Origin of the sequence: Photobacterium marinum (assembly GCF_000331515.1) — a bacterium.
Taxonomy (GTDB): Bacteria; Pseudomonadota; Gammaproteobacteria; order Enterobacterales; family Vibrionaceae; genus Photobacterium; species Photobacterium marinum.
In genome coordinates, this window is the sequence record NZ_AMZO01000006.1 from 393,340 (window position 1) to 407,820 (window position 14,481).

Annotated in this window: 4 protein-coding genes; all 4 read left to right on the forward strand. The window is 44.7% G+C overall.

What is annotated here, in order from left to right:
- Nucleotides 1-45 precede the first annotated feature (45 nt).
- Nucleotides 46-390 carry a hypothetical protein gene (locus tag C942_RS06265; protein WP_036798915.1) on the forward strand — a complete coding sequence of 115 codons (345 nt, stop codon included), beginning with the start codon at nucleotides 46-48 and terminating at the stop codon, nucleotides 388-390.
- Between the two features lie 1,182 nt (nucleotides 391-1,572).
- On the forward strand, nucleotides 1,573-2,199 hold the full coding sequence (locus tag C942_RS06270; protein ID WP_157372570.1) for a 4'-phosphopantetheinyl transferase family protein: 627 nt from the start codon (nucleotides 1,573-1,575) through the stop codon (nucleotides 2,197-2,199).
- A gap of 189 nt (nucleotides 2,200-2,388) precedes the next feature.
- Nucleotides 2,389-11,145, forward strand: a complete 8,757-nt coding sequence (locus tag C942_RS06275; protein ID WP_007463717.1) for a hybrid non-ribosomal peptide synthetase/type I polyketide synthase — start codon at nucleotides 2,389-2,391, stop codon at nucleotides 11,143-11,145.
- Nucleotides 11,142-14,480 carry a non-ribosomal peptide synthetase gene (locus C942_RS06280; protein ID WP_007463720.1) on the forward strand — a complete coding sequence of 1,113 codons (3,339 nt, stop codon included), beginning with the start codon at nucleotides 11,142-11,144 and terminating at the stop codon, nucleotides 14,478-14,480. The genes C942_RS06275 and C942_RS06280 overlap by 4 nt, the downstream gene beginning before the upstream one ends.
- Nucleotide 14,481 lies beyond the last annotated feature (1 nt).

Sequence of the window (14,481 nt, forward strand, 5' to 3'; positions counted from 1 at the left end):
GACTATGCGTATGAAAAGCTTTACCAACCTGAAAGGGATAGTTTGTTGAATCGACCTACTTCACCCATAAGTTTTTGGGTTCCTAACATCATATTTGGTGCATTGCTTGTCGCTTGGTTTCCGGTAGCCATAGTGATGCTGCTTCGATTAGATGAACCTGAAGTTACTGCATCAATCATTCAAAATATCGTGACTCAGTATATAGATACCTCGATAGTGGCCTATCCGATTTACTATCTGTTAGGGCTGATTTTAAGTTGGCGCAGTTATCGAAAAGGGGAAAGCTTACGGAAAGTATTGGTGTTTGCCTTTATTCCTCTTCTTAGCGGCTTTATCTGGTCGCCGGTGTTGGTAGGAAATATTTTTGCCATTGTGTTTCTAGGACTTTAAAAAGCGAGCACATAATTGCCAATATGCATTGGTGGTTACATTGATAAGGTTAAGAACACAAATTGCTAGTGGCGAATGAGGTAAGTTAAGCCGCTTTGTTCGTCGACGCAGTGATTTGTGCTCTTATTCAATGTAGAACCTCAGGGCACCGCTTATTGCTTTTGTTGTCATATCGGCAATCAGTAACATTCGTTAAATGACCGACAAGCATCGGGTATCCGGTTTATCAATACTGACTCGGCTGTTAGGCGTATCGAAGTTGGCCCATCAAGGATGGTTTCTCCAATTGGCTTCAATGACACTTATTGAGCCTTCAAGATTGCTCATTATCGTACTTCTCATTATGTCTATCATTCCTGTCGGATCATCTTGATGACCTAGCTTGGTTATAAATTCTTCGGTTATATTTTAAACAGCCTCAAGATGGTTTTTCTACGCACTTTGTATGTTCGAGCTTTACTATGCTTTCTGTGTTTTTTGCAGTTGTTGATTGAATACTACTTGCTTCAAAAGCATTGCTTTGGCTAATAAAGCAAGTTTCTAGAATAAGTGGCCTGTTAATTGCTATATATTCGGAGTTGTTTGTTCTTTAATTAAACATCTTGTGCAATTGCAATATTAGAACCATCTTCTTATACGGTGTGCCATTCTTTATTTTTTAAATTGATTTAAGATAAATAGAATTCGTTAATATCGAAAAGTCATATTACTTAGTAAAGGTGGTGATAAGATCAAATAATGAATGAAAGTTGATGACTTTTACAAAGTGAAGTGTTCAATATGTAAAATACATACGGCTCTCGTTGTCTTGGTGGTAACTAATTGATTTTTTGGTTTTATGTGCGCAAGTGATTCGTGAGTTCGCTTTGGTTTTTGCGCCAACTGCCGAATGGAGTATGACTGTGATTTTGATGTAAGGATGAGAAATTGTAAATGTTCTCGACATAAAAAGATAACTCTATTAATTTGTTTTAAAATATTCATCCATGATTATTCATTCTTAGTCGAAATGTTTGAGCATGGAATCTTCGTTTAGTTCACAAAATTCATATTCTGAGTTAATGTTAGCCCTGGTTTATTGTAATGCATTCTATATCAAGTAATTTTCAATATTCATATCGTCAACCATGCTTTCCCATTGTCAGTAGAAGCGTATTATGTTCTCAAATAAATTTTAACATAATGGATATAGATGAATATGATTTTTTCTATCATCGGATAGCTTTACCACCTGCTTTTTCAAAAATGGTGGCGAAGAGGAGGTGTGAGTTTTTAGCAGGAAGAATTTGTGCTCAGATAGCTTTGAATCAACATGACTCTTCTTTATGTTTTGATGTAGGTATTGATTCAGACCGAAGTCCTTGTTGGCCACGTGGCATTATTGGCTCTATAACACATACATCATCGGTGGCTGCTGCCTGTATCGCAAGTACAGAAACACATTCTAATATTGGAATAGATACCGAAAGTATTTTAAGTCGTGAAGTATGTGCCAGCATTGCATCTGAAATTTTAACTACTAAAGAGCTGTATTTATTGAAAGAGAAGGCTTTGCCAAAAGAGCTATTTGTAACGTTAGCTTTTTCAGCAAAAGAATCGATTTTTAAAGCGATATATAAAGACGTTGGTTATATATTTGGTTTTGATGCCGCAATGATGATTGAGTTTAATCATCATTGTATGTTGTTTGTTTTAACGAAAGATCTTTCGGTGAAGTGGAAGGCTGGTGATATTTTAAATGTTGGCTATCAAGTGGTTGGAGAGCATGTTTTTACGTCTATGCTTGTGGAGCAACTTGTAGAGAACTGATGGCAAGTTAGGGCTGTCCGATGTTGGTATTCTGTACAGGTGGCTCCTCAGGTTTAAGCGTAAAGCCTCAGTAATGTAAATAAATCTCATTCAAAAATCCGTTTTGCCGTGAAAATGCTCCGTTAACTGGCATTGTTCAGTAATTTGTTGACGTACTATTCCTCGCCTTAACTGACTTAGGAAGTGTGTATGTCATATAACCCCATCGCCATCATCGGCATGAGCTGCCGTTTCCCTGAAGCTAATGATATCTCTCAATTTTGGGAAAATATCAGAAATGGAACTAGTGCGATTCAGGATTACTCTCAGCAAGATTTCCTTGGTGAGCAGATTGACCCTACAGTCTGGCGTTCTCCTGACTTTGTGAGGGCAGGAACTAAGGTTGATGGGGTTGCAAATTTTGATCATCAATTTTTTCAATATTCGTACCACGAAGCTGAATTGATCGATCCCCAACAGCGTTTATTTCTAGAGGCTTGTGTTCAAGCTTTGGAAGACGGCAACTATCCTTACGCTTTATTACCCAAGTGGCAACAAGCATGCGTTGGCATTTTTGGCGCAACACGCCAAAGCAGCTATGAAAAATACCTGCCAACAGCATATGCCGAACAAGTCACCACGCCAACAACGATGTTGCAATTGCTTGGTAATGACAAGGACTATTTGGCGACTCGGGTGTCTTATAAGCTTGGTCTGACAGGCCCCGCTTTAACGGTTCAAACAGCATGTTCAAGCTCTCTTGTGGCCGTTCATTATGCGTGTCGCAGCCTTCAAAATGATGAGTGTGATATGGCTTTGGCGGGCGGAGTTGGTATCTCTTTCCCTCAAGGGTTGGGTTACTATCGTCAGGAAGGTTCTATTTTTGCCGATGATGGCTGTTGCCGACCGTTTGGTGAAAAAGCAAGTGGCATTGTGACAGGCAATGGTTTAGCCGTGGTTCTTCTTAAGCGATTAGAAGATGCAATTGCTGATAATGATCAAATCCATGGTGTAATTCTCGGCTCTGCGGTCGGCAATGACGGCAACGACAAAGTCGGTTTTACAGCACCCAGTGGTTTGGGGCAACAAGATGTAATTCGCCAAGCGCTAACAGCTGCGGATGTATCAGCTGATGAAATCGGTTTAATAGAAGCTCATGGTACCGGAACTTTAATTGGTGACCCTGTCGAAATCAACTCGTTGACTAGTGTTTATCGTGAAGAAACTCAGCGAAACCAGTATTGTGGCATTGGCTCCGTTAAAGGAAATTTGGGGCACCTAGAATCTGCAGCTGGTATTGCCAGCCTTGTTAAGGCAACACTTAGTGTACGGGATGCTGTTTTACCTGCCTCCTTGGGAGCAACACCGCCTAACCCTCATTTAAAACTGCAAGATACTCCATTCTTTATCATTAATGACACCCAACCTTGGAAGCAACCAGGGCGACGGTTGGCCGCTGTTAGTTCATTTGGGATTGGCGGTACAAATTGTCACATGATTATTGCTCAACCGCCAGCCAGCTCATCTGGTGGTCAGCAAATTGATGATGAAATACACACATTGTTGGTTCAGTCGCATTCCAATGAGACGTTGGAAAAAGGGCGCCAGCTTTATAGTGAGACATTAAGTCGTGAAAGTGCAGACTCTGTTGCCCGAACGGCAGTATTACGTCGTACTCCTGAGTGCTTCCGTGTGGTCGTTAGTGGCAAAAACAGTGAAGAATTACGTGAAGCACTGGCGCATGCCGAGATAAGCAAAGCTCCGGAAGATAATCACGGACTTTGGATATTCAGCGGCCAGGGAAGCCAGGTTGCTGGAATGGGTAAGCGTTTATATAGCCAATGTGCTGAATTTCGTCGTGTTGCTGACAGTTGCTGCGAACTGTTTACTCAGCATGGTGTGGCGAATATAAAAGGGGAGATGTTTGCATCATCTGATAATTCCGCCCTGGATCAAACAGACATCACTCAACCAGCTTTGTTTACTTATCAATATGCCCTGGCACAACAGTTGCGAACATGGGGATTGAAACCTAAAGCGGTGTTAGGCCATTCCATTGGTGAGTTCGCGGCTGCAGTTGTGGCGGGCTTCCTGACTTTAGAAGCGGCGGTGGCAATTGTTGCCCGTCGTGGGCAACTGATGCAGAGCCGAACAGAAGACGGCGCAATGGCGGCTGTGAATATGTCGCCAATTGAGTTTGACGCTATAGGGGCGAACTGGCCGGGGGTATCAATTGCTGCTGTTAATCACCCGGAACGTATTACTATCAGTGGAGATAGGGCTTCAGTAAGTGAGTTTGTTGGTGTTTATGCAGACAAAGCCAAGATGTTGTCTGTCTCAAAAGCATTCCACTCACAAAGTATGGAGCCGATTAAAGCTGAATTTTTATTATCGCTTGAGGAAAATAATCCCCCAACGACAGAAACTTCTATTGAATTTATATCGACTTTAACCGGGCAGCCATTAAGCGTCAGCGAGATGGATAAGGAATACTGGTGGCATCAGTTGCGCCAGCCGGTTCTGTTTGCTCAAGCGCTGAAGAGTGCAGAGACATTTGCACCTGAAGTGATTGTCGATTTGGGCCCGGATGGCAGTTTCGCGCGCCTTGCCCGTCATCAAGGATTATTTAGTGATGACGTACAATTCTTGGGAATTCAGAAAGGCGATAAAGAGTTTGCTTCTTTATTAGAGCTCGTTACGCGATGTGGTATTGATGAACCCTTGAAGGAGCATTACAGCCAGCACTCGGCACCTTGGGTCAGGATCCCGGCCAAACAATTTGAAGCTTCTCGTGTTTGGCCTGAGACAGATGAGCTTGTGCTGCCATCGCTTAAGCGTGTTTGTTGGAAACCGCAATCATCACTGCTATCTAGCATACGTCAGGCAAGTAAAACGGTTGATGGTTTACGTATCTTGCTCATTGGTGAGTATCAGCGTGATGCCTGGTTAGAACATCTATCGTCTTTCGATTTTCAAACAACCAGCATGTCTGATTTGCATGAAGAGAAGGACTTATCTGGCTTTGATTTGGTGATTTATCTGCAATCACCTGTCTCTGACAACACGCAGTTGGCTGCTAGCTTTGATGTTGCTACGAAAGAGCACTTACAGTTGCTACACAGGGTGCATCTTCACGCGTCATTGCCACTTATTTCTATCCTGCCGAGAACGTTGTCAGTGAATGGTGGTTCCAGTGAAAATAACTGGACATATGCTGCGTTAACTTCTCTCTATCAGGCAGCGTGCAATGAAGAGCAATCTAAACGTTACCTGTGCTTGGATATCGACTCTGAAGAGTCTATTGCCACAGCTTGTGGAATGTTAAATCAATTGCCAGGTTCTGGCCCTGTTTTGGCATTGCGCGGAACCGAGTTTTTTGAGCCTGTTGTTGAGTCTACTAATGCTTCATCTCTTACGCCGATGGCGATGACAGACAAGGATACAGCATTAATTGCCGGCTACGGTGGGCTTGGTCAGTTAGTCGCAAAATGGCTTTCAGAACAAGGCATTAGACGCTTTGGTTTATTGCTCCGCCGCCCTTGTTCGGTTGAGCAGCAGAAAGAAATTGAAACGTTACGTGACAGGGGAGCAGAAGTTCAGGTGATTGTGGCTGATATTTGTGAGCCACAAGCACTAAAGCTGGCTTTGAATAATCACAATATTAGCCCGACACTGGTTTACCATACCGCCCACTCCGGACAAGACTTTTCTGTTTTTGATGCTGAAGAAGAAGCCTTTAATGAGACGTTACGAGTCAAAACTCATGGTGTTATGGCGTTAGCAGAAGCGACAGAAGAGTGTTCGCTCAAACAGTTTTGTTTGTTTGGATCGATTGTCAGCTGGTTGAATAGCCCATTCACATCAGCATATGCAGCTGCGAACCGTTGGCAGGAGCATGCAGCAATGGCGCTACAGGCGAAAGGCTTGCCTGCCGTTACTGTTCTTTGGGGCCCATGGGATTGCGGTCTAACCCAGAAAAAACAAATTGTCGATCAAATTGAGGCTAGCGGACTGAGTTTATTAAATCCTGATACAGCACTAAATGTATTAGGAATGACTAATGCTCATGGACTTATGGTGTTCGAGAACCGTGAGCCTGAGTTTAGCCGGGCGTTAGAAAAATTGGTTGCAAGCTCGCCGATGTTTGCTCGTTGTATTGAACACGGCATCGCAAAGACAGCGAATAAAGACTTCATAAGAACAGTGGATAGTGGCGTACTGACACTGAGCCAACTGGCTGATTTACCGCTAGAAGAACAGCAAGAAAAGCTACGGGCAATGGTAAGCGATTTAGTTGGGCAATTGCTAAAAATCGATGCACCAGCACCAGAACAGGCATTTCCGAGTTTAGGTCTGGATTCATTGCTTTTGATCGAATTGACTTCAACGTTACGAAACCAGTGTGGGTTTGAAATCTCGGTGCGGGATGCATTTCAGTATGACAGCGTTGCTGCTTTGAGCGCTTATTTACAGAAGCAGTGCCAGAAACGTGGCGATATCGCTTTCTCTGCCGCGCAGCAAAGCAGTACTGCGATGATAGAACTGGATATTGAAAATCGCTATGCGCCATTTCCGCTAACAGATCTGCAGCAGGCATTTTGGATTGGACGTAACGACAGCCTGGAGCTCGGTAACGTTGCATGTCATCAGTATATCGAAATCGAGCTTGATAATTTACATCCGGAGCGATTAGAACTGGCGTGGAATCGACTAATTCAGCGTCATGAAATGATGCGCTGCATTATTTTAGAGTCCGGCCAGCAACAAATTTTGCAGCAGGTTCCGCATTATCAGGTATCAGTCAGTGATATGCGTCACTTACCAGATGATGAGTCTGAACAGCAATTGAGCGCTATTCGGGAAAGGATGAGTTATCAGGTGATGGACCCTTCTCAGTGGCCGTTGTTTGAGCTGAGAGCTTCTTTGCTGCCTGGGGGAATCACTCGTATTCACTTAGATATGGATCTGCTGGTATTTGATGTTCAGAGTTTTCGGATTATTTATGGCGAGCTCAATCAATTACTGAAAGACCCTATGGCTGAGCTACCACCGCTGGAGCTTTCTTTCCGAGATTACGTGTTGGCGGAATCTCGTCAGCGAACAACTACTGCGTATATGCAATCGCAGTCATTCTGGAAGGATAAAGTCGAGATAATGCCTGGTGCACCGCAACTGCCATTGCGTTGTGATGCTGAGTTATTAGCTAAACCGACTTTCAGAACGTTGGATCACCGTTTGTCTCCAATGCTTTGGGAGCGTTTTCAGCAACAGGCAAAAGCTCATGGTTTAACGCCGAGTGCTGTGATGCTTACTGTATTTACCCAAGTGTTGGCCCAGTGGTGTAAATCGTCTGCGTTTACGTTAAATATCACGTATTTCAACCGAAAGAATGTCCACCCTCAGGTGATGTCTGTGTGTGGTGATTTTACTTCACTAATGTTGCTTCCGGTTGAGTTTGATGGCGACGAACAATTCACAGAAGCAGCGCAACGTACTCAGCAGGATTTGTGGGATGCTCTGGAGCATCGCGATTACAGCGGTATTCAGGTCATGCGGGATATGGGGCGAGTCAACTCCGCGGCAGCAGACCAAATCAACATGCCAGTAGTATTCACCAGCATGATTGGAATGGACTTTGACGATCCATCCCAACCGGATTGGGAGCTGATGAGTAAGCAGGTGTTTCAAATTAACCAAACACCTCAGGTATGGCTGGATTATCAGGCAACCGAATATGGCGGTGCTTTGGTTAACCGTTGGTTTATTGTTGATGAGATCTTCGAAGCCCGTCTGATTGAAGGATTATTTGCGGCATATACAAGTCAATTAGAAAAACTGGCTCGAGAACCTGAATGCTGGGATAGCTTAAATAGTGATTCCCGGGATGAAAAAGACAGGCAACTGTTGGCCAATGTTAACGATTGGCAGCAACCATATCCTGAGTCGACATTGCATGACTGTTTCTTAAAACAGGTGGAATTAACACCCGAAGCTCCGGCAGTACTTACACCGACAAGTGAGCTTACTTACCGGCAGTTAGCGGAAAAGAGTCAAATTGCCGCGCGTGCCATACAGCAGCACAAAACAGTAAATGCAAAGAATGTCGTTGTCTTGCTTCCTAAAGGAGACCAAGCGGTGATCGCAGCATTAGGTGCCATGATGGCGGGCTGTGTATATGTGCCGGTAAACCCGGATTATGACGATATGCGTCTACAGCACGTGTTGGCTGAGGTCGATCCGGTTTTGATCCTGTGTTCAGAGTCAATGTCCGGTCGCTTGGTTGAACTCACTAACGCAGAGTGCTGCTCCTTAGAAAAACTCCTTGATAGCGGTGAGTTAATCAGTACAGCGTTGCCGGTTGTTTCACCCGATGATCTTGCCTATATCATTTTTACCTCGGGAAGTACCGGAACACCAAAAGGCGTTCTCCTAGATCATCGTTGTCCACTTAATACCTTGTTGTCGATGAACCATGTCTTTGCTGTTGGTAGCAGTCAAAGAACGTTATCACTGTGTGCGTTACATCATGATATGTCGGTGTACGATATTTTTGGCATGCTGATTTCTGGCGGCGCTGTAGTGATGCCGGATGCAAAACAGCATTTTGCATCTCATTGGTTATCTTTGATGAGTATGCATAAAGCGACTGTCATCAATAGCGTTCCGGCCTTGATGCAGTTGCTTGTTGAAGCCGCAGAAAGCGACGAACAAGGTAAAGAACACTTGTCAAGGTTGAGCAAGATCATGCTTGGCGGAGACTGGATCCCGCTGACTTTGCCGGATCGAATTAAATCGCTTGCACCGAACTGCGATATTTACAGTATTGGTGGCCCAACAGAAACTGCTGTGGTATCCAGTTGGTATCACATTGAATCTGTTGATAAAGAGTGGGAAAGCATTCCTTATGGCAGACCGCTGCCGAACCAACACCTTGAACTATTGAATACCGCCGGACAACCGGTGCCAGTCGGTGTGGTAGGAGAAATTTGCATGGGGGGGCTGGCTATGTCTCAGGGCTACCTCAACGACCCAGAGATGACAGCGAAAAAGTACCGTGTTGATCCTTATTCTGGGCGTACACTCTATCACACTGGCGATTTGGCGGTTCTGGATCAAGACGGTGTGATGACACTGCTTGGCCGAATGGATAACCAGGTGAAGATTAACGGGGTTCGTATTGAGCCGGGAGAAATTGAGAGCACTCTCGAGAAGCATCCTTTGGTTAATCAGGCGGTTGTCTTAACTCACAATGATCGTTTGCATGGCTTTGTTACGCGGTCACAAGAGAGTGTGCGAGATACCGAGCAAAGCTCTTTAGCTGATAGTGAATTGCTGAGAATAAATGACGTTTGTTGTCAGCAAGTTGATGCAGAGTGGCAAGCTTTAGAGTTGGGTGGACAAGTTTCTTGCCAGGTGATAGCTGATGATTTTGTTCCACAGAGCTATGAACAGCATTATCAAGAGATGGAGCTGTTGAGTACTTTGGTTATGCGTTATGCATTACATCAAAGTGGTCTGTTTGAGCGAAAGGGACAGAGTTGTCGTCTGGCTGATTTGGTCAGCGAACTGAATGTTTGCGACAAATATTTGAAGATCTTGCAAAGCTGGCTCTCGGTACTTTGTCAGGACGGTTATTTTACTCTTGAGGGTGAAAATATCGTCTGTCTAGAACCATTTAAGGCTGAAGAACTCAACGGCCTGAGGGAAAAGATTGCTTCTGATATCGTCAAAGGAAAACCTTATCAACAGAAGTTCTGGCGATTGTATCTGGGTTGTGTTGATCGAATTGAAGAGCTTCTTCAGGGACATTTCAACCCGCTCGATCTGATGTTTGAGCAAGGCCAAACTGATTTTGTTGAAAGCTGGTATGAAGACAATCCGGTATCGCAGCACTTTAACCGCGTGGCTGCTGATGCGGTTGAGGCACTGGCCAATGCCAAGTGTGAAGGTACAACGTTCCGTGTGCTGGAGTTTGGTGCAGGGATAGGCAGTGCTGCGCGTCAGGTGCTACCTCGATTACCTGCGGATAATTGTCAGTATGTATATACCGATTTGTCTGATTATTTCTTTGCCCATGCCAGGGATAAATTTGCTGACTATCCATTCATTGATTTTCAGTTCTATAACATCAACGAAGATCCGAGTCTGTTTGGTTTGGAGGATGGTTGTTTTGATTTGATCATTGGTGCCAATGTTCTCCATGATGCTCATGATGTCAATACATCAAGTCGTTTGCTCAAAAGACTGCTCAAGCCCGGAGGTGTTCTACTGCTTATTGAAGGCACATGTAACCCACGCTTCCAGATGGTGAGCCTCGGTTTTGTTGAAGGATTGTCTCATTACGAAGATATGCGCCTAGAAACGCATTTACCGATGTTATCGGCAGAGACATGGCAGGCAACACTGAGAAAAGCCGGTTTCTCTAGAACAAGTCAGTTCCCTAAGCAGGGAGAAGTCGCCGAGTGTATGCGCTATCACCTGATTGCGGCACAAAACACAACTACAGTCACTCATTTCGATACTGCTGCGTTAATTGATTGGGCCGGAGAGCACCTTACCAGTCAGCTGGTGCCGCAACAGGTAGTCGCACTGGAGAAGTTTCCTTTATCTGCTAATGGCAAAGTTGATCGTCAGCGTCTACAGCAATCTTTAACACTGAATACAGATAGAAAACTTGCCACAGATTTCAAAGAGTGCGTACCTCCATCTAATGAAACAGAATGCACTTTGGCGCAGATCTGGGGAGAAGTACTTAATCAGGAAGTTGCTGATATTGAAGCAAACTTCTTCCTGTGTGGCGGTGACTCTTTGTTGATGACCAGGATCAGTGCCTTGATCCGTGAACATTTCAATTTAACGCCATCGCTTGGCCAGTTACTTCGTATGCCAGAGCTCAGACAGCAAGCTGTATGGATTGATCATCAATATCACTGTGAAGTGGAAGACGTAGAGGAAGGGTTCTTGTGATAGAGAGTGAACAGCTAATGGATATGCATGATCTCAAGCTGGTGCTGGATGAACGTAATATTCGATTGTCGTTAGAGGGTGAGCAACTCAAATTCTCTGCGCCTAAAGGGGCGATGAGCGAAGAGATTAAGCAAGCTATCAGGTTTCATAAGCCGCGTTTGCTCATTGAACTAAAACAGGAAAGTTTACCTGAGCTGCCAGGCATTGCCAGGCATATTGGGGAGACCTACCAGCCTTTTCCGATGACTCCTATTCAGCAGGCTTACTATGTGGGTGAATGCGGGGGGCTAAAACAAAGCACGCTTCCCTGTTTTTATCATGAGTATCGTTTACATGACGTGGATTTGGGGCGTCTTGAAGCCGCAATCCGTGCATTGATAAAGGATTTTCCAGTCTTACGCCTGAAGTTTTTTGAAGATAACCGCCAGCAAGTGGTTCCATGGAATGATGATTGGCGCCTGGATATCAGGGACTTTAGGAAGCACTCGGTTGATGAATGTAATGCGTTGTGCACAGAGATAAAGCACCAACATTTGAATGAGTTACCTCCTCTGGATAGCGGTCAGCCGTTTCGGTTTACCGTTATCAGGCGGCCTGATTCAGATCGTCTTTTAGTGACCATTCGATTGAATATTATTGATGGCCCCTCGTTGGCGATGCTGTTGCGTGGCTTGGTAGCACGCTATGGAGATATCCACGTTGGACAGCCTGAAGGAGCGTTAGAATATCGCGATTATGTTCTGGCTACCCAAAAGCTAAAGAACACGCCAAATGCGACTGTCAGTGAAGAGTATTGGGAGAGAATGTTACCGTTATTACCTTCTTCTCCTGCATTACCGCAAACAGGGAAATCGCGTCAACAGGCAGTATTTCAGCGTCACTCTCGTCACTGGGAAATGGAAAAATGGCTGGTGTTTCGCCAGACTGCGAGTAAACACGGAGTAACGGCAAATGCCGCACTACTGGCTGTTTACGCCACTGCGTTGTCCCGATGGAGTAGTGAGCCATCTTTTACCCTGAATGTATTGGCGAATTTCCGTCCTTTTACCGACCCTGAGCTAAAAACTATGGCTGGTAACTGTAGTAATACAGTACCGGTTGATAGCCATTCAACTTCAACTTTTATAGAACAAGTTAAGTGGTTACAGGACTGCCTGACTGAGCGCTTGGAGCATGCAATTGTGCCGGGTGTTGAATTGATGCGGCGTATACAGCAAGCAAGTGCCAGTGAAGATCCAGTGTTGCCGTATGTATTTACAAGTGGATTGCAATCAGGGCAATTGGCTGAAGTGTTACCGGATATGCATCGGTTTGAGTTGTTTGATAGTCATCTGCAGACTCCTCAGGTTTGGCTTGATCATCAAGTAATTGAAAATCATGAAGGGTTAATTTGCTATTGGGATTGTGTCGAGGAAATTTTTGAACCAGGCATTATTGAGGCTTTGGTTGAAGAATCGTCACGCATGATTGATGCATTGATTGCTTCTGAGACGGCATGGTTGGAGCAATACCCCGGTGATAGTGCGAATCAATCGCTTAAACCTTGGATTACAGGGCCTGAAGTAGCGTCAGATAAGCTGTTATGTAGTGATTTTATCGCTCAGGCAAAGCTTACTCCGACACGTACGGCTATTCAATTTGGTAGTCAAAGCATTTCTTATGGTGAGCTGCTGAGTAAAGCGCTGTCTGTCGCCGCTGGCCTTGCCGGGCGAGGGGTGACAGAACACGATATTATTGCTGTTCAGCTTCCTAAGTCTATTGAACAAGTTATCGCCCTTTACGGTATTTTGCTCAGTAATGCTGCTTATTTGCCGCTTTCTGTTCATTGGCCTGAAGCGCGAATAGATCACATTGTGCAAGCCAGTGGAGCTAAGTTGCTGGTTTCACAAAGTGAGCAGTTATCGGAGCAATGTGTTTCGATTCAAACGTTATTCGATGCGAAAGCTCAATCACCGGTACTGATAAACAACGGCGAGCGATTGGCTTACGTTATTTATACCTCGGGTTCAACAGGAGAACCTAAAGGGGTCATGATCACTCACAATGCGGCGCTTAACACGATTGAAGATATTAATCGTCGTTTCACTATGAATGAAAATGACCGAGTTCTTGGTGTCAGCGGGATCTATTTCGACCTGTCAGTGCAAGATATTTTCGGCACGCTAAGTGTTGGGGCTACTTTGGTTCTGCCGGGTGAAACCGAGCGTCCAGAGCCTTCAGAGCTTATTGAGTTATGCCGAACGCAACGCATCACAGTGTGGAACTCAGTACCTGCCATTCTTCATATGCTAACGATGATTTCGGAGCCGGAGCTTCCGGCACTGTCGTCATTGCGGTTAATTATGCTCAGTGGAGATTGGATCCCACTGCCATTGGCAAAGCAGTTAAAACGAGCGTGCGCTCAGGCTGAGCTGGTTTCATTGGGCGGTGCAACCGAAGCTTCTATCTGGTCTAACTGGTTTCAAGTTGAAAATATATCTCCAGAGTGGCGTTCTATCCCTTATGGCTACGGCCTATCTAATCAACAGCTTTATGTTTTGGATAGAGAAGGGAAAGAATGCTTAACAGGGGCAATTGGTGAAATTCATATTGCAGGTGACGGCTTGGCGCTGGGCTATCTGAACGATCCGCAGCGTACGGCAGCACAGTTTATTGAACATTTTTCCGGGCAAAGGTTATACCGTACCGGCGATCTGGGGCGTTATTTTCCTGATGGCGCTATAGAGTTTCTTGGAAGAAAAGATGCTCAGGTAAAGATAAATGGTTTCCGTGTTGAACTAACCGAAATAGAAACCCAGCTTACACAAGTTGATGGTATTGAAAATGCGACCGTTGTGGTACATCGCAATGAGTTTGCCGGGGCTACTTTACTTGCTGTTTATTCTGGTCGTCTATTGGATGAACGCCTTCTTTCAGAAAAATTAGTGGCTCAATTACCGGGGTATATGGTTCCTGTGCGCTTTATTTGGTGTGAGTCATTGCCAATTAGCCAAAACGGCAAAATTGATCGTGAACAGGCACTGGCGATAGCGCGGAAATTTATTGAGCAAGAAGCCCTAAATCAAGCCGATGCTGTTCATTCTGAACAGCATGAGGTAACGAATAAACTTATCGTGATTTGGCAAAGTTTATTTGATGCAGTCTCAGTTAACGAGCAATCACATTTCTTCCGGTTAGGTGGGAACTCACTGCAGGCTGTTCGACTTTCCAGCAGAATAGAAAAAGCATTCGGTTGTCGTTTATCTCTGCACCAGTTGTTTAGCTCACCTCATCTTTATGAGCAGTCTGAGCTGATATTAGCCCGGGTATCCGGGGATGTGGCAAATGTGGAGTGAT

What these genes read in the sequence shown, in the direction of transcription:
- C942_RS06270 (WP_157372570.1), top strand. Translation starts at nt 1,573, where the DNA reads ATGGATATAGATGAATATGATTTTTTCTATCATCGGATAGCTTTACCA.
- C942_RS06275 (WP_007463717.1), top strand. Translation starts at nt 2,389, where the DNA reads ATGTCATATAACCCCATCGCCATCATCGGCATGAGCTGCCGTTTCCCT.